Raw genomic sequence first — 24,818 nt, 5'->3', positions numbered from 1 at the left:
ACACTAATCCCCAAGCCCTTCCACCGCTGGCCCTCCCCCCTCTCAATGGCCTAGACTGCATTATTGCGTCAGTTCGCCCAAGGCCCTTGCATGTCCGACCCCCGCTATCAGATCGACGTCAGCGTCGTGACCCGTTACCTCAAAGAACAATCCGACCCCGAAAACAGTCGTTTCGCTTTCGCCTACACCATTACTGTGCAGAACAATGGCTCGCTCAAGGCCAAGCTGCTGTCGCGCCACTGGCTGATCACCAACGGTGACGGCGAGGTCGAGGAAGTGCGCGGCGCCGGTGTAGTCGGCCAACAGCCCAACATCGATCCGGGCCAGAGCCACACCTACAGCAGTGGCGCGGTTATCAGCACCCGCGTGGGCACCATGCAGGGCAGCTACCAGATGTTCGCCGAAGACGGCAAACGCTTCGATGCCGAGATCGCCCCCTTCCGCCTGGCGGTGCCCGGGGCGCTGCACTGATGGCTACCTACGCTGTCGGTGACCTGCAGGGCTGCCTGCAGCCACTCAAGTGCCTGCTCGACCGGGTCAGCTTCAACCCCGCCGTCGACCGCCTGTGGCTGGTCGGCGACCTGGTCAACCGCGGCCCCGAGTCACTGGAAACCCTGCGCTTCCTTTATTCGATCCGCCAGTCGCTGGTGTGCGTGCTGGGCAACCATGACCTGCACCTGCTGGCTGCCTGGCACGACGTCGAACGCCTGAAGAAAAGCGACACCCTGCGCGAGATCATCGAAGCACCGGATGCCGACCAGCTGCTTGACTGGCTGCGCCAGCAAAAGCTGCTGCATTACGACGAACCTCGCGGCATTGCCCTGGTTCACGCAGGCATTCCACCACAATGGACCTTGGGCAAAGCCCTGGAGCTGGCCGCCGAGGTCGAGGAAGTGCTGCGCGACGACGAACGCCTGAAACTGTACCTGGACGGCATGTACGGCAACGAGCCGAACAAGTGGAGCAAGAACCTCAGTGGCATAGAACGCCTGCGGGTCATCACCAACTACTTCACACGCATGCGCTTCTGCACCGCCGAGGGCAAGCTCGACCTCAAAAGCAAGGAAGGCCTGGAGACCGCGCCCAAAGGTTACAAGCCCTGGTACGCACACAAAGGCCGCCGCTCACGCCACGTGAAGATCATCTTTGGCCACTGGGCCGCCCTGCAAGGCCAGGTCGACGAGCCCGACGTCATTGCCCTGGACACCGGCTGCGTGTGGGGCGGCGCCATGACCCTGTACAACGTCGACAGCGGCGAATACCACCACTGTGATTGCGCCGACGACGGCCCCCTGCGCCAACCGGCACAACCCACTACACTTAACGACCACACCTGAAGGAAGTAGTACCCATGAGCGAATTCAAGCGCATCCCTCCCGAGCAGGCCTTGGAGCTTCGCAAGAAAGAAGGTGCGGTCGTCGTCGACATTCGCGACCCCCAGGCTTTCGCCGCCGGGCATATCAGCGGTGCCAAGCATCTGGATAACCATTCCGTTGCCGAGTTCATCCGCAATGCCGACCTCGACGCCCCAACCCTGGTGGTGTGCTACCACGGCAATTCCAGCCAGAGCGCTGCCGCCTACCTGGTGAACCAGGGCTTCTCCGACGTGTACAGCGTGGACGGCGGCTTTGAGCTGTGGCGCACCACTTACCCGGCCGAGACCGCCCAGGGCACTGCCGAATAAATTTTTCATTTCCACTGCAGCCCGCGCCACGTGCGGGCTTGCGGCTTATCTGACGAACGGTCGTTCGCAACTTCTCCGCCCCTCGCCCTTGACCTTGCGGATAACCAACTATTCTTAAGCGCAGGCCATCCAAAAAAGGGGAGAGCCGGTACACCGGCGTGCGGGTCATCGGTAGCGTTACAGGGTGTTCTGGGGGGTATACAGCAGCCGGCCAACCCGGTTGCATGCCAGCATCAGCTGACTGATCCGGCGTCGTCTCCACGTATCGAGCGAGGTGACGTCATGAGTATTTTTAGCCACTTCCAACAACGTTTCGAGTCTACGCGCCAGGAAGAACTCTCGCTGCAGGAGTACCTCGAGCTGTGCAAAGAGGATCGCAGTGCCTACGCATCGGCGGCCGAACGGCTGTTGCTGGCCATCGGTGAGCCGGAGCTGATCGACACCTCAACCAACTCCAGACTGTCGCGTATCTTCTCCAACAAGGTTATTCGCCGCTATCCGGCCTTTGCCGACTTCCATGGCATGGAAGAGTGCATCGACCAGATCGTGTCCTACTTCCGCCACGCCGCCCAAGGCCTGGAGGAAAAGAAACAGATCCTCTACCTGCTGGGCCCGGTGGGCGGCGGTAAGTCGTCGCTGGCCGAAAAACTCAAGCAGCTGATGGAAAAGGTACCGTTCTACGCCATCAAGGGCTCGCCGGTATTCGAGTCGCCCCTGGGGCTGTTCAACGCCACCGAAGACGGGGCCATCCTCGAGGAAGAGTTCGGCATCCCGCGGCGCTACCTGAACACCATCATGTCGCCCTGGGCCACCAAGCGCCTGCAGGAGTTCGGCGGCGACATCAGCAAGTTCAAGGTGGTGAAGCTGTACCCGTCGATCCTCAACCAGATCGCTATCGCCAAGACCGAACCCGGCGACGAGAACAACCAGGATATTTCGGCCCTGGTCGGCAAGGTCGATATCCGCAAGCTCGAGGAATTCCCGCAGAACGACGCCGACGCCTATGCCTATTCGGGCGCGCTGTGCCGGGCCAACCAGGGCCTGATGGAATTCGTCGAGATGTTCAAGGCCCCGATCAAGGTCCTGCACCCGTTGCTCACCGCCACCCAGGAAGGCAACTACAACAGTACCGAAGGCCTCGGCGCCATTCCCTACTCCGGGATTCTGCTGGCCCACTCCAACGAATCGGAGTGGCACACCTTCCGTAACAACAAGAACAACGAGGCGTTCATCGACCGGATCTACATCGTCAAGGTGCCGTATTGCCTGCGCGTCAGCGACGAAATCAAGATCTACGACAAGCTGCTGATCAACAGCTCGCTGGCCAAGGCCCACTGCGCGCCAGACACGCTGAAGATGCTCGCCCAGTTCACTGTGCTGTCGCGGCTGAAAGAGCCGGAAAACTCCAACATCTACTCGAAGATGCGGGTGTACGACGGGGAGAATCTCAAGGACACCGATCCAAAGGCCAAGTCGATTCAGGAATACCGCGATGCCGCCGGCGTCGACGAAGGCATGAACGGCCTGTCGACCCGCTTCGCCTTCAAGATCCTGTCCAAGGTGTTCAACTTCGACCCGCATGAAGTGGCCGCCAACCCGGTGCACCTGCTGTATGTGCTGGAGCAGCAGATCGAGCAGGAACAGTTCCCGGCCGAAGTGCGCGAACGCTACCTGCGCTACCTGAAGGAGTACCTGGCGCCACGCTACATCGAGTTCATCGGCAAGGAAATCCAGACCGCCTACCTGGAGTCCTACAGCGAATACGGCCAGAACATCTTCGACCGCTACGTGCTGTACGCCGACTTCTGGATCCAGGACCAGGAATACCGCGATCCGGAAACCGGCGAAATCCTCAACCGTATCGCCCTCAACGAAGAACTGGAGAAGATCGAGAAACCGGCCGGCATCAGCAACCCGAAAGATTTCCGCAACGAAATCGTCAACTTCGTGCTGCGCGCCCGTGCCAACAACAATGGCAAGAATCCGAGCTGGCTGAGCTACGAAAAATTGCGGGTGGTGATCGAGAAGAAAATGTTCTCCAACACCGAAGACCTGCTGCCAGTCATCAGCTTCAACGCCAAGGCAAGCAAGGAGGACCAACAGAAACACAACGACTTCGTCACGCGCATGGTGGAACGTGGCTACACCGACAAACAGGTTCGTCTGCTGTCGGAATGGTACCTGCGGGTCAGGAAATCGCAATAAAGCGACAAGCTACCCACCGCGCGCCCAGGGCTGCTACACCAGCCCTGGGCGCCGGCAGCTGCTTTGCTGCCTTTACGTGCAGCAGTTCGTAGCTTGAAGCGTGCAGCTGTTCCCAGCTACCGGAGGGACCATGAGCTACGTTATAGATCGACGCCTGAACGGCAAGAACAAGAGCACGGTGAACCGCCAGCGCTTCCTGCGGCGGTACCGCGAACATATCAAGAAAGCCGTCGAAGAGGCGGTGAGCCGCCGTTCCATCATGGACATGGAACATGGCGAGCAGATCAGCATTCCGGGGCGCGACATCGACGAACCGGTGCTGCACCATGGTCGCGGGGGCAAGCAGACCATCGTGCACCCAGGCAACAAGGAGTTCACCGCCGGTGAACACATCCCCAGGCCACAGGGCGGCGGCGGTGGCAGCGGCCGTGGCAAGGCCGGCAACTCCGGCGAGGGCATGGACGACTTCGTCTTCCAGATCACCCAGGAAGAATTCCTCGAGTTCATGTTCGAGGACCTCGAGCTGCCCAACCTGGTCAAACGTCACCTGACCGGGGCCGACACCTTCAAGACCGTGCGCGCCGGTATCGCCAACGAAGGCAACCCGTCACGCATCAACATCGTGCGCACCCTGCGTTCGGCCCATGCCCGGCGCATCGCCCTGACCGGCAGCAGCCGCGCACTGCTGCGCGAAGCGCAGAAGGAACTCGCCCGCCTGAAGGTCGAGGAACCGGATAATTTCACCGATATCCAGGAGGTCGAACACGAGATCGAACGCCTGAAGGCACGTATAAACCGCCTGCCCTTCCTCGACACCTTCGATCTCAAGTACAACCTGCTGGTCAAGCAGCCCAACCCCAGCTCCAAGGCGGTGATGTTCTGCCTGATGGACGTGTCCGGCTCGATGACCCAGGCCACCAAAGACATCGCCAAACGCTTTTTCATCCTGCTGTACCTGTTCCTCAAGCGTAACTACGATCGCATCGAAGTGGTATTCATCCGCCACCACACCAGCGCCCGTGAAGTCGACGAGGAAGAATTCTTCTATTCGCGGGAAACCGGCGGCACCATCGTTTCCAGCGCGCTCAAGCTGATGCAGGAGGTCATGGCCGAACGCTACCCGGCCAGCGACTGGAACATCTACGCCGCCCAGGCCTCCGACGGCGACAACTGGAACGACGATTCGCCGATCTGCCGCGACATCCTGGCCAAGCAGATCATGCCGCATGTGCAGTACTACACTTACGTTGAAATCACCCCGCGTGAACACCAGGCGCTGTGGTACGAATACGAGCGCATCGGCGAAGCCTTCCCCGACACGTTCGCCCAGCAGCAGTTGGTATCGGCCGGTGACATCTACCCGGTCTTCCGTGAACTCTTCCAGCGCAGGTTAGCCACATGACCGCCAGAGCACAGAGACGCCAACCTATTTCCACCGGGTCCGAGTGGACGTTCGAACTGATCCAGACCTACGACCGGGAAATCAGCCGCCTGGCCGAGCGATACGCCCTGGACACCTACCCCAACCAGATCGAGGTGATTACCGCCGAGCAGATGATGGACGCCTACGCCTCGGTCGGTATGCCGCTGGGTTATCACCACTGGTCCTACGGCAAACAGTTCCTCAGCACGGAAAAATCTTACAGCCGTGGCCAGATGGGCCTGGCCTACGAGATCGTCATCAACTCCGATCCATGCATCGCCTACCTGATGGAAGAAAACACCATGTGCATGCAGGCACTGGTGATCGCCCATGCCTGCTACGGCCATAACAGCTTCTTCAAGGGCAACTACCTGTTCCGCACCTGGACCGACGCCAGCTCGATCATCGACTACCTGGTGTTCGCCAAGCAGTACATCGCCCAGTGCGAAGAGCGCCATGGCATCGATGCCGTTGAAGACCTGATCGACTCCTGCCATGCCCTGATGAATTACGGCGTCGACCGTTACAAACGGCCTTATCCGATTTCCGCCGAAGAGGAGCGGCGGCGGCAAAAAGAGCGCGAGGAGCACCTGCAGCGGCAGATCAATGACCTGTGGCGGACCATTCCGAAGAGTGCCGACAAGGGCAGCGAGCGCGATGATGCGCGCTTCCCCGCCGAACCGCAGGAAAACATCCTGTATTTCATCGAGAAGAACGCCCCGCTGCTGGAACCCTGGCAACGTGAAGTGGTGCGCATCGTGCGCAAGATCGCCCAGTATTTCTATCCACAGCGCCAAACCCAGGTGATGAACGAAGGCTGGGCGACGTTCTGGCACTACACGCTGATGAACGACCTGTACGACGAGGGGCTGATCACCGAAGGCTTCATGATGGAGTTCCTGCAGTCGCATACCAGCGTGGTGTTCCAGCCCGGCTTCGACAGCCCCTACTACAACGGCATCAACCCCTACGCACTGGGCTTTGCGATGTACACCGACATCCGCCGCATGTGCGAAAACCCGACGGAGGAAGATCGCCGCTGGTTCCCCGACATTGCCGGCAGTGACTGGTTATCTACCATCAAGTTCGCCATGAGCAGCTTCAAGGACGAGAGCTTCATCCTGCAGTACCTGTCGCCCAAGGTCATGCGCGATCTCAAGCTGTTCAGCATCCTCGATGACGACCAGCGCGACGACCTGTATGTACCTGCCATCCACGATGAGGCCGGCTACCGGACCATTCGTGAACTGCTGGCGGCGCAGTACAACCTGGGCAACCGCGAACCGAATGTGCAGATCTGGAGCGTCGACCGCCGCGGCGACCGCTCGCTGACCTTGCGTCACCAGCAACACAACCGCAAACCGCTGGGCGACTCGACCGATGAAGTGCTCAAGCACCTGCACCGCCTGTGGGGCTTCGACATCCATCTGGAGACCGTGCAGGGCGAGCAGGTAATGAAGACCCACCACATGCCACCGCGCGGCGAGCACGGCGAAAGCGCCGACTATGGCCGCATGGACCTGGCTGTCATCCACCACCTCTAGTGCCACGCCATAACTGCCGACAGGGTATCCTGTCGGCAGTTATGGAGAGTTGCCCATGCACATCTACAAAGTTGGCGGCGCCGTGCGCGATCGCCTGCTCGGCCGCCCTGTCAGCGATATCGACTGGCTGGTGGTCGGCGCCACGGTCGAGGAAATGCACGCCAAAGGCTTTCGACCGGTTGGTACTGATTTCCCGGTGTTCCTGCACCCGAAGACCGGCGAGGAATACGCCCTGGCGCGCACCGAGCGCAAGAGCGGGCGTGGCTATGGCGGCTTCACCTTCCACGCCAGCCCCGATGTGACCCTGGAAGAAGACCTGATCCGCCGTGACCTGACCATCAATGCGATTGCCGAGGACGAGGCGGGTAAGGTGTACGACCCTTATCATGGCCGAGACGATCTCGATCAGCGCCTGTTGCGCCATGTTTCCCCGGCGTTCGCCGAAGATCCCCTTCGCGTGCTGCGTGTTGCGCGCTTTGCTGCCCGTTATGCAGCACTGGGTTTCCGGGTTGCCGATGAGACACTTGAGCTGATGCGTCAGATCAGCGCCTCTGGTGAACTGCAGGCGCTGACCGCCGAACGCAGCTGGAAGGAATTCGAGCGGGCGTTGATGGAGGCGCAGCCACAGGTATTCTTCCAGGTGCTGCATGCTTGTGGCGCACTGCAAGAGCTGTTGCCTGAGCTTGGTGATGCCCCCCAGGCCCTGGCGGCACTGGAACAGGCGGCACTGCACGAACAGCCCCTGCATGTACGCTGGGCCTGCTTGTTGCGGGCGCTACCAGCAGCCGCGATAAAAGCCGTCAACCAGCGCTTCAAGGCACCTCGAGAATGCCAGGAGCTGGCGTTGCTGACGGGCGAGTGCCTGGCGCAAGGCAACCAGGCGCTGGAGCTGCCTGCCACGGCACTGCTGGAGCTGTTGCAGAAGTTCGATGTGTACCGGCGACCACAGCGGTTCGAGGACTTCCTGATCGCTTGCGAGATGACAGCGCTGGGCGAGGGCAAGTCGGGTTATCCACAAGCCGATTACCTGCGCGGGGCAGCTGCGGCGGCGCGGGCGGTGGATGTGAAGCCGTTGGTGCAGGCAGGCCTGACTGGCCAGGCCTTGGGTGAGGCGCTCAAAAGTGAGCGGTTGAAAGCGCTCGAGGCTTACAAGGTGGGTTGAACATACCGGCCTCTTCGCGGGCACGCCCGCTCCCACAGGTAAATCACAGGCCTTGAGAACAGTGACTTACCGGTGGGAGCGGGCGCGCCCGCGAAGAGGCCGGTACAGGCTTATGCCGGAGTCAGCTGCAACCCACGCCATTCAAAGGCAACCGGCGCCAGCACCTGATCGATCCGCGCCTCCTGCCACAGCTGCGCCATTGTCTTGCCTGCCCCCGGATGCACCAGTTGCGGCGCCAGCAGCGACAGCGGCCAAAGCACAAAGGCGTTCTTCAGGATCTCGGCCCGAGGCAACACCAGCCCGTCGAAGGTGCCGTGCAAACCGTCATACATCAGCACGTCGATATCCAGCGGCAGCCCCTTGCGGTCCGGCGCGTAGCGGCCATTGTCGGCCTCGATGAACTTCAGCCGGCGGTCCAGCTCGATCAACGGCAAGGCAGTCTGCCCGGTCACCACAAAGTTGATGAACGGCCCGCTCTTGATACCCACCGCCTGGCTTTCGAACGCCGGCGAACAGTGCATGTCGGTCAGGATGCCCGCCAACGCATCGAGCCCGGCGCACAAGTGCGCCTCGCGGTCGATGTTGCTGCCCAGGCCCAGGTAAACCGTGCTCAGAGACATCCGCGCTCGATCTCCACGCCAACACCACCACGGGCCGCAGGCACCGCTCCCGGCTTGGTCAGTTTCAAGCGCACCCACGGGATATGGAACTCCTCCATCAACGTCGCCACCAGGCGTTCGGCAAAGGTTTCCACCAACTCGAAACGGGCCTGCTCGGCAAACGCCTGGATGCGCGCCGACACGCTGGCATAGTCCAGCGCCAGGCTCAGGTCGTCGCCGGCCGCTGCCGGGCGGTTGTCCCAGGCAAAGCTCAGGTCCAGGCGCAAGCACTGGCGAATATCCCGCTCCCAGTCATAGGCACCGATGACGGTATCGACTTCCAGGCCTTCGATGAACACTCTGTCCAAGCACTTCTCTCCACAGCACGACAAGGGCGACTGGCGCCGTTAGAATCAGGGCGTCCTCGCCCGGAATAGTTAGCATGTTTTGGTTACTGGCGTTGCTCGCCTACCTGCTCGGCTCGCTGTCCTTCGCCATCGTCCTCAGCCGCCTTACGGGCAGCCCGGACCCGCGTTCCAGCGGCTCAGGCAATGCCGGCGCCACCAACATGCTACGCCTGGCAGGCCGCAAACTGGCGATCCTGACCCTGCTTGGCGACCTGTGCAAGGGCCTGTTGCCGGTGTTGCTCGCCCGCCTTGCCGGGCTGGACCTGCACGCGCAGGCCTGGGTCGGCGTGTGCGCGGTGCTGGGCCACCTGTTCCCGCTGTACTTCTGCTTCCGGGGCGGCAAGGGCGTGGCGACGGCCGCCGGCATGCTCATGGGCCTGTACTTACCGGCCGCACTGCTGGCCATCGGCGCCTGGCTGCTGACCTTCTACCTTACCCGCACCAGCTCGCTGGCGGCGCTGATCGCCACACCACTGACCTTGCCATTGCTGGCCTGGCGCGAGCCCGAGGCCCTGCTCCCGATCACCGTGTTGACGGTGATGATCGTGTGGCGCCACCGCAGCAACCTGCGCGACCTGTTCGCCGGACGCGAACGACACTTCTGACGCTCAAAGCGGCGGCAACTGCTCCATCGGCCAGCGCGCCTGCACGCTGATAGCCAGGTCCTGCTGCTGCCCGGCCAACAACCGCTGGCAGCCCGCGTAGGCGATCATCGCGCCGTTGTCGGTGCAAAACTGCGGACGCGCGTAGTACACGTTGCCCTTGATGCTGCCGAGCATGTCCTCGAGCGACGCGCGCAGGGCCTTGTTGGCACTGACGCCACCGGCAATCACCAGGCGCTTGAGGCCGGTCTGCTTGAGCGCCCGCTTGCACTTGATGGTCAAAGTCTCCACCACCGCCTGCTGGAATGCCAGCGACAGGTCGCAACGGGTTTGTTCACTGTCGTCGCCGGCATCGCGGCACTGTTGCCAAGTGTTCAGGGCAAAGGTTTTCAGGCCGCTGAAGCTGAACTCCAGGCCCGGGCGGTCGGTCATCGGCCGCGGGAACACGAAGCGGCCAGGAACGCCGCGCTCGGCCAGGCGGGCGATTTCCGGGCCACCGGGGTAGTTCAGGCCGATCAGCTTGGCGGTCTTGTCGAACGCTTCGCCGGCGGCGTCATCCAGGCTCTCGCCCAGCAGCTCGTACTGACCGATGCCATCGACCCGCACCAGCTGGGTATGGCCGCCGGAAACCAACAAAGCGACGAACGGGAACTGCGGCGGGTTTTCTTCCAGCATGGGCGCCAGCAGGTGGCCTTCCATGTGATGCACGCCAATCGCCGGGATGTCCCAGGCAAAGGCCAGCGCCTGGGCGCAGGAAGCCCCCACCAGCAATGCACCGACCAGGCCCGGGCCCGCGGTGTAGGCAATGGCGTCGATCTCGGTGGCGACGCAGCCAGCCTCGTCCAGCACCTGACGGATGAGCGGCAGCATGCGCTTGACATGGTCACGCGAGGCAAGCTCTGGCACCACACCGCCGAACACGCGGTGCAGGTCGATCTGGCTGAACAGCGCGTCGGCCAACAAACCGCGCTCGCTGTCGTATAATGCGACGCCAGTTTCGTCGCAGGATGTTTCCAATCCCAGTACTAGCATGGGTTCGTCCCTTGTGGGGGCTGAATTCGAAGCCGCGCATGATAGTCCCCGTGTCGGATGCCGACCAGCGGTTTTCGATCAGAGGCTTTGCATTCCGGCTTGCTAAGGGTTAACATCCGCAACCCTTGAAAACCGACGTTCTCCAGCACACCTTTGTTTTGCCAGGAGCACGTCTACCCCGGTAATGAATTAAGGTAGCCCTGGATGCCAGCCGTCAAAGTTAAAGAGAACGAACCCTTCGACGTAGCTCTGCGTCGTTTCAAGCGCTCCTGCGAAAAAGCCGGTGTACTGGCTGAAGTTCGTAGCCGCGAGTTTTACGAGAAGCCGACCGCCGAGCGTAAGCGCAAAGCAGCTGCTGCTGTTAAGCGTCACGCCAAGAAAGTTCAGCGCGAACAGCGCCGCGCCGTTCGTCTGTACTAATACAGGCGTTCTTCGCAAAGCTTCTGCCCTGCCCGGTTAACCGCCGGGCGATGGCAGTGGTCGCTTCAAACTTGAGCAGCTAGCTCAAGGCCCTGCACAAGCCTCGCGCGAACTGCACATGGGCAACCTGCCTGAAACGTCAGAGCTGGTCCTTCTTGCTGTATGACCAGACGTGCACGTCCGACTGACGGGCCCTCAGGGGCTGGCGACGAGCACACATTCCCTCGCACTTCCCCAAGCGGCACTCGCCCCATTCGGCGCGTGAGCGATTAGACTTGCCAGTTGCCAGATGACGAGACTGCCATGGCCGGGCTGATTCCCCAGAGTTTCATTGACGACCTTATCAACCGCCTCGACATCGTCGATGTGGTGAGTTCGCGCGTCCAGCTGAAAAAAACCGGCAAGAACTACTCCGCCTGCTGCCCGTTCCACAAGGAAAAGACCCCTTCCTTCACGGTCAGCCCCGACAAGCAGTTCTACTACTGCTTCGGCTGCGGCGCCGGCGGTAACGCCCTGGGCTTCGTCATGGACCACGACAACCTGGACTTCCCCCAGGCCGTCGAGGAACTGGCCCGCGCCGCCGGCATGGAAGTGCCCCGCGAGCAAGGCCGCCGCGACCACAAGCCGCGCCAGCCAACCGATTCGCCGCTGTACCCGCTACTGGACGCCGCCTCGGAGTTCTACCGCCAGGCCCTGCGCAGCCACCCGACCCGCAAGGCGGCAGTGGACTACCTCAAGGGCCGCGGCCTGTCCGGGGAAATCGCCCGTGACTTTGGCCTGGGCTTCGCCCCGCCAGGCTGGGACAACCTGCTCAAGCACCTGGGCGCCGACACCCTGCAGCAGAAGGTGATGATCGATGCCGGCCTGCTGATCGAGAACGCCGAAAGCGGCAAGCGCTACGACCGCTTCCGCGACCGGGTGATGTTCCCGATCCGCGACAGCCGCGGGCGCATCATCGCCTTCGGTGGCCGGGTGCTCGGCGACGACAAGCCCAAGTACCTGAACTCCCCGGAAACCCCGGTGTTCCACAAGGGCCAGGAACTGTACGGCCTGTACGAGGCCCGCAAGCACAACCGCAACCTCGACGAAATCATCGTCGTCGAAGGCTACATGGACGTCATTGCCCTGGCCCAGCAGGGCCTGCGCAACGCCGTGGCCACGCTCGGCACCGCCACCAGCGAAGAGCACCTCAAGCGCCTGTTCCGCGTGGTACCCAGCGTGCTGTTCTGCTTCGACGGCGACCAGGCCGGGCGCAAGGCCGCCTGGCGCGCCCTGGAATCGACCCTGTCGAACCTGCAGGACGGGCGCCGCGCACGCTTCCTGTTCCTGCCCGAAGGCGAAGACCCGGACAGCCTGGTGCGCGCCGAAGGCACCGACGCCTTCATGGCCCGCATCAACCAGCACGCCCAGCCGCTGGCCGACTACTTCTTCGAGCAACTGAGCGTCGAAGCCGACCCGCGTTCGCTGGAAGGCAAGGCGCACATGGCGACCCTGGCCGCACCGTTGATCGAAAAGATCCCCGGTGCCAACCTGCGCCAGCTGATGCGCAACCGCCTGAAGGAAATTACCGGCCTCGACCCGCAGCAGGTCGAGCAGCTGGCGCAACACGCCCCGGCCGCCAGCAGCGTGCCGGACTACGACCCTGGCTACGACTACGACGCCATGGCCAGTTTCACCCCCGATTACGGCGACATGCCGCAGCACGACTTCGCCCCCGTTCATCAGGAGCAGGAGTGGAAGCCGAACAAGGGCGCTGGCAAGAAGCAGTGGAGCGACAAACCCTGGGACAAGAACCGCAAGGGCGGCAAGCCATGGCAGCAACGTGACGAAGCGCCGCCGCGCGTACCGGCCCCGGTCGAGCCGCCTACCCTGGCCGCTCTGCGCACCCTGCTGCACCACCCGCTGCTGGCCGGCAAGGTGGAGGATGCCAGCCACTTCGCCGACGAAGAGCATCTGTACAGCCAGCTGCTGGTGGCACTGATCGAAGCCGCTCAGAAAAATCCTGGGCTAAGCTCAATGCAGTTGATCGCACGTTGGCACGGCACCGAACAGGGGCGCCTGCTGCGGGCCCTGGCGGAAAAGGAATGGCTGATCGTTGCCGACAACCTTGAACAACAGTTTTTCGACACTATAACTAGCTTGTCCGCCCGCCAACGCGAGCGCAGCCTGGAACAACTGCTCAGGAAATCACGTCAAAGCGAATTGACCAGCGAGGAAAAAACCCAGCTCCTCGCCCTGCTGAGCCGGAATGTTCCCGCACAAACGCCGACCTCATCTGGCGCGTGAGGCCCATGCTCGGGTATAATCCTCGGCTTGTTTTTTGCCCGCCAAGACCTTCAGTGGATAGGGTGTTATGTCCGGAAAAGCGCAACAGCAGTCTCGTATCAAAGAGTTGATCACCCGCGGTCGTGAGCAGGGCTACCTGACTTACGCGGAGGTCAACGACCACCTGCCTGAGGATATTTCAGATCCGGAACAGGTGGAAGACATCATCCGCATGATCAACGACATGGGGATCAACGTATTCGAGAGTGCTCCGGATGCGGATGCCCTTCTGTTGGCGGAAGCCGACACCGACGAAGCCGCGGCCGAAGAAGCCGCTGCTGCGTTGGCGGCAGTTGAAACCGATATCGGCCGCACGACCGACCCGGTGCGCATGTACATGCGCGAAATGGGTACCGTCGAGCTGCTGACCCGCGAAGGCGAAATCGAAATCGCCAAGCGTATCGAGGAAGGCATCCGTGAAGTCATGGGCGCCATCGCCCACTTCCCGGGCACTGTCGACTACATTCTCGGCGAGTACGACCGTGTCACCACCGAAGGTGGCCGTCTGTCCGACGTTCTCAGCGGTTACATCGACCCTGACGACAATATCGCCGCGCCGACCGAAGAAGTGCCGATCCCGGGCGCCAAGGCCGCTGCCGCGAAGGAAGAGACCGACGACGACGAGGAAGAGTCCGAAAGCGGTGACGACGAGGAAGAGGCCGAAAGCGGCCCGGACCCGGAAGTCGCCCGTCAGCGCTTCGGTGCGGTCAACGACCAGCTTCAGGCCACCAACAAGGTCCTGAAGAAAAACGGTCGTGCCCACAAGGAAAGCGTCGAGGCCCTGCAGGCCTTGGCCGACCTGTTCATGCCGATCAAGCTGGTACCCAAGCAGTTCGAAGTACTGGTAGAGCGTGTTCGTGACGCCTTGAACCGCCTGCGTCAGCAGGAACGCGCCATCATGCAGCTGTGCGTGCGTGACGCCCGCATGCCGCGTGCCGACTTCCTGCGCATGTTCCCGAGCAACGAAACCGACCAGACCTGGAGCGGTGACCTGGCCAAGCGCAACACCAAGTGGGCTGCCGCCCTGGGTGAAAAGGACGCTGCCATCGTCGCTTGCCAGCAGAAGCTGATCGACCTTGAGACCGAAACCGGCCTGACCGTTGCCGAGATCAAGGAAATCAACCGTCGCATGTCGATCGGTGAAGCCAAGGCCCGCCGCGCCAAGAAAGAAATGGTCGAGGCGAACCTGCGTCTGGTGATCTCCATCGCCAAGAAGTACACCAACCGTGGCCTGCAGTTCCTCGACCTGATCCAGGAAGGCAACATCGGTTTGATGAAAGCGGTGGACAAGTTCGAATACCGTCGCGGCTACAAGTTCTCGACCTACGCCACCTGGTGGATTCGCCAGGCGATCACCCGCTCGATCGCCGACCAGGCGCGCACCATCCGTATTCCGGTGCACATGATCGAGACGATCAACAAGCTCAACCGCATTTCCCGCCAGATGCTGCAGGAAATGGGTCGCGAACCGACCCCGGAAGAGCTGGGCGAGCGCATGGAAATGCCTGAGGACAAGATCCGCAAGGTGCTGAAGATCGCCAAAGAGCCGATCTCCATGGAAACCCCGATCGGTGACGACGAAGATTCGCACCTGGGCGACTTCATCGAGGACTCGACCATGCAGTCCCCGATCGACGTGGCTACGGTCGAAAGCCTCAAGGAAGCCACCCGTGACGTGCTCTCGGGCCTGACCGCACGCGAAGCCAAGGTGCTGCGCATGCGTTTCGGTATCGACATGAACACCGACCACACCCTTGAAGAGGTGGGCAAGCAGTTCGACGTGACCCGCGAGCGGATCCGTCAGATCGAAGCGAAGGCGTTGCGCAAACTGCGCCACCCGACTCGCAGCGAGCATCTGCGCTCCTTCCTCGACGAGTGATGACAAAACCCCGGCCCAGGCCGGGGTTTTTCTTTTCCGCTTGCACTGCCTGTTCTGGCCTCATCGCCGGCAAGCCAGCTCCCACAGGTACTGCACATGGCTAGAGGTCAATGCAGTCGAGGTGGGAGCTGGCTTGCCGGCGATGGGCTGCGCAGCAGCCCCATTTCCTCGCGACCTACCCCTTCCGACAGCCAGAACACAAAGCCGCCCTTCCACTGCACAGCTGCAGCAATGCCCGTCTACACTCGATTCAGACCCCCTGAATGCGAGGCCGCTATGCATCCGATGCCGGCCATCCTGTTGCTGCTCCTGATTTTGTGGAACACAACGGCCGGCGCCCTGACCCTGACAGACGAGGAGAAAGCCTGGTTGGCTGCCCATCCGCAGCTGAGCCTGGGTGTAGACGCCTCTTGGCCACCGTTCGAGTTTCGCGACCAGGAGGGCCGGTACCAGGGATTGGCCGCCGATTACATCGCCACGATCCAGCAACGCCTGGGTGTGACGCTCAAACCGGTCGAACCCAGCAGTTGGACCGAGGTACTGGCGCAGGCTCGCGAAAGCCGTATCGACCTACTGCCCGGCATCATGTCCACCCCCGAACGCCAAGGCTATCTGGCCTTCACCCGGCCGTACCTCGACTTCCCCATCGTCATCCTCGCCCACAAAGGCGGCGCACAACCGCGCAACCTGAAGGACCTGTACGGCCTGAAGATCGCTGTAGTCGAAAACTACGCTCCGCACGAACTGCTTCGCACCCACCACCCGGACCTCAACCTGGTTGCCCTGCCCAACGTAAGCTCCACCCTGCAAGCCTTGGCCACCGACGAAGTGGACGCGGTGGTCGGTGATCTTGCTTCAAGCATCTGGAGCCTGCGTCAGCTCAAGCTCGATGGCCTTTACGTCAGCGGCGAAACGCCCTATCGCTACCAGCTGGCCATGGCCGCCCCACGCGACAAGAAGGTGCTGGTCGGCATTCTCGACAAAGTGATGGCGGACATGAGCAGCGCCGAAGTCAGCCAGATCCAGCAACGCTGGGTGGGCAATGTGGTCGACCAACGGCTGTTCTGGTCCGACCTGCTGGTTTATGGCCTGCCCGCGGTACTGGCTTTGATAGCCGTGCTGGCGGTGGTCATCCGCATCAATCGCCGGCTCAGTTCGGAAATTTCCCGGCGCATCGCTCTCGAACAGGAACTGCGCAGCAGCGAATACCACTACCGCAGCCTGATCGAGAGCCTGTCTGCCATTGCCTGGGAGGCCGACGCGAACGATTTCACCTACAGCTACGTCTCGCCCCACGCCGAAGGCTTGCTTGGCTATCCACTGGGCGACTGGCTCAAACCCGGCTTCTGGCGCAGTATCCTGCACCCGGAGGATGCCCTCTGGGCCCAGGCCTACTGCGACAGCGAAACCGCCGCCGGGCGCGACCACAGCCTCGACTACCGCGTGATCCGCGCCGATGGCCAGCCATTGTGGGTACGTAACATCGTCAGCATGATTGAGCATGGCCACCAGCCGGTGATGCGTGGGCTGATGATCGATATCAGCGAGACCAAGCGCACCGAAGACGCCCTGCGCCTGTCCGAGCAGAAGTTCGCCTCGGTGTTCCAGCAGTGCCCGGACATCCTGCTGATCGCCCGCCATAGCGACGGCTGCCTGCTGGAAGTGAACGAAGCCTTCGAAGAGCAGATAGGCCTCTCTCCGGGGCAGGTCATCGGCCGTACTGCCACCGATCTCAACCTGTGGGGCGTCGAAGACACTGGCCCGCGGCTGCTCGAACGCCTGCATCAGGGTGGCATCCGCAACATGGAAATGAGCTTCCGTCGCAGCAACGGCCAATTGTTCACCGGCCTGACCTCGGCCGAGACCTTCGAGCTCGACGGCAAGCTCGCGCTGGTGGTGGCAGTACGTGACATCAGCCAGCTCAAGGAAACACAGGAGCAGCTGCAAACCTCGGAAGAGAAATTCGCCAAGGCCTTCCACGCCTCGCCCGACGGCCTGCTACTGTCGCGCCAGAGCGACGGCTTGCTGCTCGAAGTGAACGAGGGCTTCTGCCGCCTCACCGGCTATGACCTCAGCCCGACGCTTGACCAGACCTCGCTGGACCTGGGCATCTGGGTCGATCTCAATGAACGCAAACGGCTGGTCGAACAACTCAAGCGCGACGGCTTCGTACGCGACTTCACCTGCCACCTGCGCCGCAGCGACGGTCAGATTCGCCTGTGCGAGCTCTCGGCACGGCCGCTGCCGATTGCTGGCGACGACTGCATGCTGACCATCGCGCGTGACATCACCGAGCGCCACCTGATGCAGGAAAAGCTGCAACTGGCCGCCACCGTGTTCGAGAACACCGCCGAAGGCGTGCTGATTACCGACATCGACCAGCGCATCAGTGCCGTCAACCGCGCCTTCAGCGAAATCACCGGCTACAGCGAGATCGAAGCCCTCGGCCAGACCCCGCGCCTGCTCGCCTCCGGCCAGCACGACAGCGCGTTCTATGCCGCCATGTGGCACCAACTGACGGCTGAAGGCCACTGGCAAGGCGAGATCTACAACAAGCGCAAGAACGGCGAACTGTACCCCGGCTGGCTGACCATCAGCGCCGTGCGTAACAACGAACGCGAGATCACCCACTTCGTCGCCGTGTTCGCCGACATCTCCAGCCTCAAGCATGCCCAGGCCAAGCTTGACTACCAGGCCCACCACGACCCGCTGACCGGCCTGCCCAACCGCGCCCTGTTCGAGAACCGTCTGCAGGCTGCCCTGACCTGCTCGCAGGTGTCCAACCGCAAGGGCGCGGTGCTGTTCCTTGACCTTGACCGTTTCAAGCACATCAATGACAGCCTCGGCCACCCGGTCGGCGACCTGCTGCTCAAGGGCATTGCCCAACGCCTGAAGGAGCAGGTGCGTGATGTCGACACCGTGGCCCGCCTGGGCGGTGACGAATTCATCATCCTGCTGCCCGGCCTGCACAAACCCAGTGACGCCAGCGCCATCGCCAACAAGCTGCTGACCTGCTTCAACGCGCCGTTCCAGGCTGGCGAGCACGAGTTCTTCACCAGCGCCAGCATCGGCATCAGCCTTTATCCACAGGACGGCACTGACGTTGCCACACTGATTCGCAACGCCGACGCCGCCATGTACCGCTCCAAGGCCAAGGGTCGTAACCGCGTCGAAGCCTACACCCTCGACCTCACCGCCCAGGCCAGCGAACGCATCGCCCTGGAGCATGAGCTGCGTCGCGCCATCGAACGCAATGAACTGAGCCTGTGCTTCCAGCCCAAACTCAGCCTCAAGACCCAGAGCCTGGTCGGCGCCGAAGCGCTGATCCGCTGGAGCCACCCGACCTTTGGTGAAGTGCCGCCAGAGCACTTCATCCACCTGGCGGAAGAGAACGGCACCATCCTCCAGATCGGCGACTGGGTGCTGGAACAGGCCTGCCGACAGATGCAGGCCTGGAAGATGCACTACGACCCCTTCGGCCCTCTGTCGATCAACCTCGCCGGCGCCCAGCTGCGCCACCCCCACCTTGCCCGGCGCATCGAACAGTTGCTGAAGCACTACCAGCTAAAGGCTGGCGACCTGCAGTTGGAAATCACCGAAAACTTCATCATGAGCCAGGCAGAGGAAGCCCTGGCCGTGCTCTACCAGCTGAAGAAACTCGGCGTGCAGCTGGCCATCGATGACTTTGGCACTGGTTACTCCTCGCTGAGTTACCTCAAGCGCCTGCCACTGGACATCCTCAAGATCGACAAGTCATTCATCCGCGGCCTGCCCGACGACCCCCACGACGCCGCCATCGCCCGGGCGATCATCGCCCTGGGCCGCAGCATGCAGCTGACCATCATTGCCGAGGGTGTGGAAAACCAGGCCCAGCAACGCTTCCTCGCGGCTGAAGGCTGCGAGCAGATCCAGGGTTACATCGTCAGCCTGCCCCTGCCCCCGGAGGAGTTCGCGGCGACGTTTCTTCGTATAGCACTATCCGATCTTTCGGATGGCACAGGTGCGAAACCCTCGTTATAATCCGGCCACTTACTGAGGGCCTATAGCTCAGTTGGTTAGAGCAGAGGACTCATAATCCTTTGGTCCACGGTTCGAGTCCGTGTGGGCCCACCAACTTACAAGCCGCGCACTGCGCGGCTTTAAGCTTTTCAGGGTTGTGCATCTGGGTCAGCCGCGGCCTTGGCTCGCTATCATTCAGGTGTACTCTACATTGCGATCAGCTTGGCACAGGCATCGGTAACCGAACCTACAACCGGAAACCGATGCAGACGCAGCCATGCCTGGAAGCTTGTAGCCCTTGAGCTACGCGCTCATCAACCTAGCAAGCCAGGCTTGAGAATTAGACAGTGAGCCGAATAGGCGGCATTATCGGCTCACTGCATGAGCCGAATAGGCTCGTTAATCGGCTCACAGATGAGCAGCCCTTATGAATGACCCGCTCTGGATCTGGCAGCAGCCCGACTGGCCGCGCTTCAGTTGGCAAGCCGAAGCGCTCGCCCCGCTGTTGCGAGCCTGCAGCGAGGCTCAGGGTCGTTTGTTGGGAATGCTCAGTGCGGTGGGCAGTGACACCGAAGTGCATAGCAGCCTGGATGCCATGCTGCAGAACATCGTCACCTCTTCAGCCATCGAGGGTGAGCAACTGAATGTCGGTTCGGTGCGCTCATCACTGGCGCGGCGCTTGGGGCTGAGCGAAGAAGGTCGCACCACCTCGCGCTCCGAAGGCCTGGCGGAACTGCTGCTCGATGCCACCCGCCTGCACCAACAACCACTAGACAAACAGCGACTGTTCACCTGGCACCGTTGGCTATTCCCCACTGATGAGCAATTGCTGACTCGACCGCTACACATCGGTGCACTGCATGGCGAAGAGCCCATGCAGGTCGTTTCAGGTCGGATCGACCGCCCCACCGTACATTTCGAAGCCCCTCCTCGCGCAGGATTGGAAGCGCAACTGACGGACTTTCTCGCCTGGTTCGAGAGCAGCCGCAACGATGCCAGCCTTGACCCCTTTCTGCGCGCCGGTATTGCACATTTCTGGTTCGTAACACTGCACCCCTTCGATGACGGCAACGGTCGCCTCACGCGCGCTATCACCGACCAGGCATTGGCTCAGGGCGAAAAGCATGCCATTCGCTTTTACGCGATGTCAGCGAGCATCCTCGACGACCGCGCTGGTTACTACCGCATCCTCGAAGCCAGTCAGAAAGGCACCTTGGACATCACCGCCTGGCTGCAGTGGTTTCTCAAGACATTGCTCAACAGCCTGGAGCAGGCCCTCGCTCGTATCGACCGCGTACTGGTCAAGGCGCGCTTCTGGCAGGCACACCGCAGCCAAACCCTATCGGCGGAGCAGATCAAAGTGCTGAACCGCCTGCTCGATGGCGGCGAAAAGGGTTTCGAGGACGGAATCAGCGCGGCGCAATACCAAGCCGTGGCCAAGGTCTCCAAGGCCACCGCGACCCGTCATCTGAGAGACCTGATGGAGAAGGGCTGCATCGAGCGGCTGCCCGGTGGTGGGCGCAGCACCCGTTACCAGATAGCACGCTGAGCACCTAAGTCGACCAAGTCAGGCCCCTAGTGCCTCATCGCGCCCTAGGACTATGGTCACGCCCCCCTTGAGCCATTGAAATCAATTAGCCATTATCCGAAGCAGTGCCAGGCAACTGGATTTCGGCACACCTGTGCACCCAGCCATCAAGCAGCTCTGCTCAAGGAAGAAAATGGATTACACCCGATAGTCTCTCAGGTCTGGGGCATGCTGACCTGGTTCATCCCAGCAGCTCTGCTGATCGGCCTACTCAAATCGCCCTGGCCAAGGGGCAGATCGGTGAACTGCTGGTACGCCTGTTCGCCCATTGGCAATTGGACAGTCGACGCCATGCTGCACGCCCTGCAAACCGGCCGCCGCGCACCGACCCTCGCCACCCACCGCGAGCATGTGCAAAACCTTAAGCGCCGTAGTGATCCGACAGCCGAGCGGCAATGCCCGAAATGCGGTAGTGCGCTGCTGATTCGTACCGTGAAATCAGGGACGAAAGCGGGCCAGCAGTTTTGGGGATGTTCAGCATTTCCTAAGTGCAGAATGATGCAAAATATTTGAAGCAGAGGGAGCTGCCCGGTTTGCCGGAGTTCCCACCGGCGGTCTTATCGCCAGAGGAGTTGGCGCGCTGGGGAATGCCACTAACGGAATTCAATATCTCAGCATGGCCAACTGTCTACCCTTGCCCTGCTTACCGCAGGCTGGCTAGGCTAGCGGGCCAACCGTAGAGACTCGCCATGTCGGACTCCCGCTCCATCACGCTGGATGAAATCGATCGCCAGCTGATCGCCCTGCTGCAGATCAACGCCCGCGAAAGCGTCGCCACCCTCGCCCGCCAGTTGGGTATCGCCCGCACCACCGTCAACTCGCGCCTGGAGCGGCTGGAGAAGAACAAGGTCATCTCCGGCTATGGCGTGCGCCTGGGCCAGCGGGTGATGGGGGGTGGGCTGCAGGCGTATGTGGGGATCAAGGTGCAGCCTCGCTCGGGCAAGGAAGTGGTGCGGCGCCTGAGTGCCATGGGCCAGGTGCAGCAGCTGTGCGCGGTGAGCGGCGAGTTCGACTATGTGGCCTGGCTGCGTACGGATTCGCCCGAGCAACTGGACCAGTTGCTCGATCAGATCGGCAGTGTCGACGGAGTGGAAAAGACCACCACGTCGATCATTCTGAGCAGCAAGGTGGACCGCGGGCAGCCGCTCTGAACCTGGCTGGCGGGCAGGCTTCCCGACCCTTGTCATGACATCTTTGTTGCCAGTGAGATCGAGCGCCGCCCGCGCGGCGCTTCGCGGGCTCGCCCGCTCCCACAGGGTCCGATGCTGGGCTTGATTAGCAGCCCCCTGCTCGTCATAAAGCTAACTGGTTTATCCATTTCGACGAAACCAACTACATTCAGACAACACTCTGCACCTTAATAACGAACACTCCACTCCCTAAAATGGCCACCAGGCATCTCCTATACTCAGGCTCCGCCCGCTGCGCAGCCTCTCTGGCAAGGTCACTCCATGAACAAGAAAAACCGCCACCCCGCCGACGGTAAAAAGCCAATCACCATCTTCGGCCCGGATTTCCCCTTCGCCTTCGACGACTGGCTGGAACACCCCGCAGGCCTGGGCAGCATCCCGGCCGAGCGCCATGGTGAGGAAGTGGCCATCGTGGGCGCCGGTATCGCCGGCCTGGTGGCGGCCTACGAGCTGATGAAGCTGGGCCTCAAGCCGGTGGTGTACGAAGCCTCCAAGCTGGGTGGCCGGCTGCGCTCGCAAGCTTTCAACGGCACCGACGGGATCATCGCCGAACTGGGTGGCATGCGCTTCCCGGTGTCATCCACCGCCTTCTACCACTACGTGGACAAGCTGGGCCTGGAGACCAAACCGTTCCCTAACCCGCTTACCCCCGCTTCGGGCAGCACGGTAATCGACCTGGAAGGCCAGACCTACTACGCCGAAAAACCCACCGACCTGCCCAAGCTGTTCCACGAAGTGGCCGACGCCTGGGCCGACGCGCTGGAAAGCGGTGCCCAGTTCGCCGACATCCAGCAGGCCATCCGCGACCGCGACGTACCACGCCTGAAAGCGCTGTGGAACAAGCTGGTACCGCTGTGGGACGACCGCACCTTCTACGACTTTGTCGCCACCTCGCGCTCGTTCGCCCAGCTGAGCTTCCAGCACCGCGAAGTGTTCGGCCAGGTCGGTTTCGGCACCGGCGGCTGGGACTCGGACTTCCCCAACTCGATGCTGGAAATCTTCCGCGTGGTGATGACCAACTGCGACGACCACCAGCACCTGGTGGTCGGCGGTGTGGAGCAGGTACCGCAAGGCATCTGGCGCCATGTGCCGGAGCGCTGCGTGCACTGGCCGGAAGGTACCAGCCTGAGCGCTCTGCATGGCGGCGCGCCGCGTACCGGGGTCAAGCGCATCGCCCGCGCCACCGATGGCCGCCTGGCGGTCACTGACAACTGGGGCGACACCCGCCACTACAGCGCCGTGCTCGCCACCTGCCAGACCTGGCTGCTGACCACCCAGATCGACTGCGAAGAATCGCTGTTCTCGCAAAAGATGTGGATGGCCCTGGACCGCACCCGCTACATGCAGTCGTCGAAGACTTTCGTCATGGTCGACCGGCCGTTCTGGAAGGACAAGGACCCGGAAACCGGTCGCGACCTGATGAGCATGACCCTCACCGATCGCCTCACCCGCGGCACCTACCTGTTCGACAACGGCAACGACAAGCCCGGGGTGATCTGCCTGTCGTACTCCTGGATGAGCGACGCGCTGAAAATGCTGCCGCACCCGGTGGAAAAACGCGTACAGCTGGCGCTGGATGCACTGAAGAAGATCTATCCGAAGACCGATATCGCCGGGCACATCATCGGCGACCCGATCACCGTTTCCTGGGAAGCCGACCCGCACTTCCTCGGCGCCTTCAAGGGCGCGCTGCCGGGTCACTACCGCTACAACCAGCGCATGTATGCGCACTTCATGCAGCAGGACATGCCTGCCGAGCAGCGCGGCATGTTCATCGCCGGTGACGACGTATCGTGGACCCCGGCCTGGGTGGAAGGCGCAGTACAAACATCGTTGAATGCGGTGTGGGGTATCATGAACCACTTCGGTGGCCGCACTCACCCGGACAACCCCGGCCCAGGCGACGTGTTCGACGAGATCGGCCCGATCGCCCTGCCGGACTGAGACAAGGAGGCACCATGCGCATCGCTCTGTTCCAGGGCGCACCCAAGCCCCTGGACGTGCCCGGTAACCTGCAACGGTTACGCCACCAGGCACAACTGGCGGCCGAACGCGGCGCCCGGTTGCTGGTGTGCCCGGAGATGTTCCTGACCGGCTACAACATCGGCCTGGCCCAGGTCGAGCGCCTGGCCGAGGCCGTCGATGGCCCCGCGGCCATGGAAGTGGTGGAAATCGCCCAGGCGCACCGCATCGCCATCGTCTACGGCTACCCGGAGCGTGGCGACGATGGCGCAATCTACAACAGTGTGCAGCTGATCGATGCGCACGGCCGCTGCCTGGGCAACTATCGCAAGACCCACCTGTTCGGCGAGCTGGACCGCTCGATGTTCAGCCCAGGCTCCGATCACTTTCCGGTGGTGGAGCTCGATGGCTGGAAGGTCGGCCTGCTGATCTGCTACGACATCGAGTTCCCGGAAAACGCCCGGCGCCTGGCGCTGGACGGTGCCGAGCTGATGCTGGTGCCGACCGCGAACATGACGCCCTACGACTTCATCTGCCAGGTGACCGTGAGAGCGCGGGCGCAGGAGAACCAGTGCTACCTGGTGTATGCCAACTACTGTGGCTCGGAAGGCGAGATCCAGTATTGTGGGCAGAGCAGCATCATCGGCCCGGATGGCAGCCTGCTGGCCATGGCCGGGCGGGATGAGTGCCAGTTGCTGGCGGAGCTGGAGCATGAGCGGGTGGTGCAGGGGCGGGAGGCGTTTCCTTACCTCACCGATTTGCGCCAGGAGTTGCATCTGCGCAAAGACTGATGGCCC

The 24,818-nt window shown here is 62.0% G+C and carries 19 protein-coding genes, 1 tRNA gene and 1 pseudogene; 18 read left to right on the top strand and 3 right to left on the bottom strand.

The annotated features are described in order from the left end of the window. Positions 1-90: 90 nt before the first annotated feature. From apaG to CAF70_RS18085, 7 genes are all read left to right on the top strand, one after another. Complete coding sequence (apaG, locus tag CAF70_RS18115) at positions 91-471, top strand: Co2+/Mg2+ efflux protein ApaG (protein ID WP_012270198.1); 381 nt, start codon at positions 91-93, stop codon at positions 469-471. Then, complete coding sequence (locus CAF70_RS18110) at positions 471-1,337, top strand: symmetrical bis(5'-nucleosyl)-tetraphosphatase (RefSeq protein ID WP_085626254.1); 867 nt, start codon at positions 471-473, stop codon at positions 1,335-1,337. The genes apaG and CAF70_RS18110 overlap by 1 nt, the downstream gene beginning before the upstream one ends. A gap of 14 nt (positions 1,338-1,351) precedes the next feature. Further along, positions 1,352-1,684 carry a thiosulfate sulfurtransferase GlpE gene (glpE, locus tag CAF70_RS18105; protein WP_085626253.1) on the top strand — a complete coding sequence of 111 codons (333 nt, stop codon included), beginning with the start codon at positions 1,352-1,354 and terminating at the stop codon, positions 1,682-1,684. A gap of 282 nt (positions 1,685-1,966) precedes the next feature. Continuing rightward, a complete protein-coding gene (locus CAF70_RS18100; RefSeq protein ID WP_015268718.1) occupies positions 1,967-3,889 on the top strand; it encodes a PrkA family serine protein kinase in 1,923 nt (640 codons plus the stop codon). A 130-nt stretch (positions 3,890-4,019) separates the two neighbouring features. Next, complete coding sequence (locus CAF70_RS18095; RefSeq protein WP_013970586.1) at positions 4,020-5,291, top strand: YeaH/YhbH family protein; 1,272 nt, start codon at positions 4,020-4,022, stop codon at positions 5,289-5,291. Continuing rightward, positions 5,288-6,856, top strand: coding sequence for a SpoVR family protein (locus CAF70_RS18090; protein WP_085626252.1), 1,569 nt, complete (start codon positions 5,288-5,290; stop codon positions 6,854-6,856). Before CAF70_RS18095 ends, CAF70_RS18090 begins: the two co-directional genes overlap by 4 nt. A 55-nt stretch (positions 6,857-6,911) precedes the next feature. Next, positions 6,912-8,018: a multifunctional CCA tRNA nucleotidyl transferase/2'3'-cyclic phosphodiesterase/2'nucleotidase/phosphatase gene (locus CAF70_RS18085; protein ID WP_085626251.1), complete on the top strand. Its 1,107-nt coding sequence runs from the start codon at positions 6,912-6,914 to the stop codon at positions 8,016-8,018. 110 nt (positions 8,019-8,128) lie between these two features. Here CAF70_RS18085 and folK read toward each other — a convergent pair whose 3' ends face one another. Both folK and folB read right to left on the bottom strand, forming a co-directional pair. Next, positions 8,129-8,638: a 2-amino-4-hydroxy-6-hydroxymethyldihydropteridine diphosphokinase gene (folK, locus tag CAF70_RS18080; protein ID WP_085626250.1), complete on the bottom strand. Its 510-nt coding sequence runs from the start codon at positions 8,636-8,638 to the stop codon at positions 8,129-8,131. Then, positions 8,629-8,985 carry a dihydroneopterin aldolase gene (gene folB, locus CAF70_RS18075; protein WP_019471281.1) on the bottom strand — a complete coding sequence of 119 codons (357 nt, stop codon included), beginning with the start codon at positions 8,983-8,985 and terminating at the stop codon, positions 8,629-8,631. Before folB ends, folK begins: the two co-directional genes overlap by 10 nt. Positions 8,986-9,059: 74 nt before the next feature. On the opposite strand from folB, the gene plsY reads away from it, so the two are divergent. Then, the gene (gene plsY, locus CAF70_RS18070; RefSeq protein ID WP_085626249.1) at positions 9,060-9,629 is read left to right on the top strand and encodes a glycerol-3-phosphate 1-O-acyltransferase PlsY; all 570 of its coding nucleotides are present in this window, start codon (positions 9,060-9,062) and stop codon (positions 9,627-9,629) included. Between the two features lie 3 nt (positions 9,630-9,632). Here plsY and tsaD read toward each other — a convergent pair whose 3' ends face one another. Further along, entirely contained in the window at positions 9,633-10,658 is a 1,026-nt protein-coding gene (gene tsaD, locus CAF70_RS18065) for a tRNA (adenosine(37)-N6)-threonylcarbamoyltransferase complex transferase subunit TsaD (protein WP_085626248.1), read from the bottom strand. 204 nt (positions 10,659-10,862) lie between these two features. On the opposite strand from tsaD, the gene rpsU reads away from it, so the two are divergent. From rpsU to CAF70_RS18015, 10 genes and pseudogenes are all read left to right on the top strand, one after another. Continuing rightward, entirely contained in the window at positions 10,863-11,078 is a 216-nt protein-coding gene (rpsU, locus tag CAF70_RS18060) for a 30S ribosomal protein S21 (RefSeq protein ID WP_003255575.1), read from the top strand. 303 nt (positions 11,079-11,381) lie between these two features. Continuing rightward, complete coding sequence (gene dnaG, locus CAF70_RS18055; RefSeq protein WP_085626247.1) at positions 11,382-13,364, top strand: DNA primase; 1,983 nt, start codon at positions 11,382-11,384, stop codon at positions 13,362-13,364. A gap of 67 nt (positions 13,365-13,431) precedes the next feature. Further along, positions 13,432-15,282, top strand: a complete 1,851-nt coding sequence (gene rpoD, locus CAF70_RS18050; protein WP_085626246.1) for an RNA polymerase sigma factor RpoD — start codon at positions 13,432-13,434, stop codon at positions 15,280-15,282. 276 nt (positions 15,283-15,558) lie between these two features. Next, positions 15,559-19,302 (top strand): bifunctional diguanylate cyclase/phosphodiesterase, encoded by a 3,744-nt coding sequence (locus CAF70_RS18045; RefSeq protein ID WP_085626245.1) that lies wholly within the window; start codon positions 15,559-15,561, stop codon positions 19,300-19,302. Positions 19,303-19,318: 16 nt separating this feature from the next. Further along, positions 19,319-19,395: transfer RNA gene (locus tag CAF70_RS18040), tRNA-Ile, on the top strand. Positions 19,396-19,708: 313 nt separating this feature from the next. After that, positions 19,709-20,830 (top strand): Fic family protein, encoded by a 1,122-nt coding sequence (locus CAF70_RS18035; protein ID WP_085626244.1) that lies wholly within the window; start codon positions 19,709-19,711, stop codon positions 20,828-20,830. 207 nt (positions 20,831-21,037) lie between these two features. Next, a pseudogene (locus CAF70_RS18030) lies at positions 21,038-21,382 on the top strand (topoisomerase DNA-binding C4 zinc finger domain-containing protein). Between the two features lie 176 nt (positions 21,383-21,558). Next, on the top strand, positions 21,559-22,020 hold the full coding sequence (locus tag CAF70_RS18025; protein ID WP_015268712.1) for an Lrp/AsnC family transcriptional regulator: 462 nt from the start codon (positions 21,559-21,561) through the stop codon (positions 22,018-22,020). 300 nt (positions 22,021-22,320) lie between these two features. Continuing rightward, complete coding sequence (locus CAF70_RS18020; RefSeq protein ID WP_085626243.1) at positions 22,321-24,003, top strand: NAD(P)/FAD-dependent oxidoreductase; 1,683 nt, start codon at positions 22,321-22,323, stop codon at positions 24,001-24,003. Between the two features lie 14 nt (positions 24,004-24,017). Continuing rightward, positions 24,018-24,812 (top strand): carbon-nitrogen hydrolase family protein, encoded by a 795-nt coding sequence (locus tag CAF70_RS18015; protein ID WP_085626242.1) that lies wholly within the window; start codon positions 24,018-24,020, stop codon positions 24,810-24,812. The last annotated feature ends 6 nt before the right edge of the window (positions 24,813-24,818 follow it).

It is taken from the genome of Pseudomonas sp. B19(2017), assembly GCF_002113165.1.
Taxonomy (GTDB): domain Bacteria; phylum Pseudomonadota; class Gammaproteobacteria; order Pseudomonadales; family Pseudomonadaceae; genus Aquipseudomonas.
This window is presented reverse-complemented; position numbering and strand designations above follow the sequence as displayed.

Excerpts from the sequence above, each read along its gene's own strand:
- folK (WP_085626250.1), bottom strand. The coding sequence starts at position 8,638 with ATGTCTCTGAGCACGGTTTACCTGGGCCTGGGCAGCAACATCGACCGC.
- plsY (WP_085626249.1), top strand. The coding sequence starts at position 9,060 with ATGTTTTGGTTACTGGCGTTGCTCGCCTACCTGCTCGGCTCGCTGTCC.
- CAF70_RS18045 (WP_085626245.1), top strand. The coding sequence starts at position 15,559 with ATGCATCCGATGCCGGCCATCCTGTTGCTGCTCCTGATTTTGTGGAAC.
- CAF70_RS18025 (WP_015268712.1), top strand. The coding sequence starts at position 21,559 with ATGTCGGACTCCCGCTCCATCACGCTGGATGAAATCGATCGCCAGCTG.
- apaG (WP_012270198.1), top strand. The coding sequence starts at position 91 with ATGTCCGACCCCCGCTATCAGATCGACGTCAGCGTCGTGACCCGTTAC.
- rpsU (WP_003255575.1), top strand. The coding sequence starts at position 10,863 with ATGCCAGCCGTCAAAGTTAAAGAGAACGAACCCTTCGACGTAGCTCTG.
- glpE (WP_085626253.1), top strand. The coding sequence starts at position 1,352 with ATGAGCGAATTCAAGCGCATCCCTCCCGAGCAGGCCTTGGAGCTTCGC.
- dnaG (WP_085626247.1), top strand. The coding sequence starts at position 11,382 with ATGGCCGGGCTGATTCCCCAGAGTTTCATTGACGACCTTATCAACCGC.
- CAF70_RS18100 (WP_015268718.1), top strand. The coding sequence starts at position 1,967 with ATGAGTATTTTTAGCCACTTCCAACAACGTTTCGAGTCTACGCGCCAG.
- CAF70_RS18015 (WP_085626242.1), top strand. The coding sequence starts at position 24,018 with ATGCGCATCGCTCTGTTCCAGGGCGCACCCAAGCCCCTGGACGTGCCC.
- CAF70_RS18095 (WP_013970586.1), top strand. The coding sequence starts at position 4,020 with ATGAGCTACGTTATAGATCGACGCCTGAACGGCAAGAACAAGAGCACG.
- CAF70_RS18020 (WP_085626243.1), top strand. The coding sequence starts at position 22,321 with ATGAACAAGAAAAACCGCCACCCCGCCGACGGTAAAAAGCCAATCACC.
- CAF70_RS18035 (WP_085626244.1), top strand. The coding sequence starts at position 19,709 with ATGAATGACCCGCTCTGGATCTGGCAGCAGCCCGACTGGCCGCGCTTC.
- CAF70_RS18085 (WP_085626251.1), top strand. The coding sequence starts at position 6,912 with ATGCACATCTACAAAGTTGGCGGCGCCGTGCGCGATCGCCTGCTCGGC.
- tsaD (WP_085626248.1), bottom strand. The coding sequence starts at position 10,658 with ATGCTAGTACTGGGATTGGAAACATCCTGCGACGAAACTGGCGTCGCA.
- rpoD (WP_085626246.1), top strand. The coding sequence starts at position 13,432 with ATGTCCGGAAAAGCGCAACAGCAGTCTCGTATCAAAGAGTTGATCACC.
- CAF70_RS18090 (WP_085626252.1), top strand. The coding sequence starts at position 5,288 with ATGACCGCCAGAGCACAGAGACGCCAACCTATTTCCACCGGGTCCGAG.
- CAF70_RS18110 (WP_085626254.1), top strand. The coding sequence starts at position 471 with ATGGCTACCTACGCTGTCGGTGACCTGCAGGGCTGCCTGCAGCCACTC.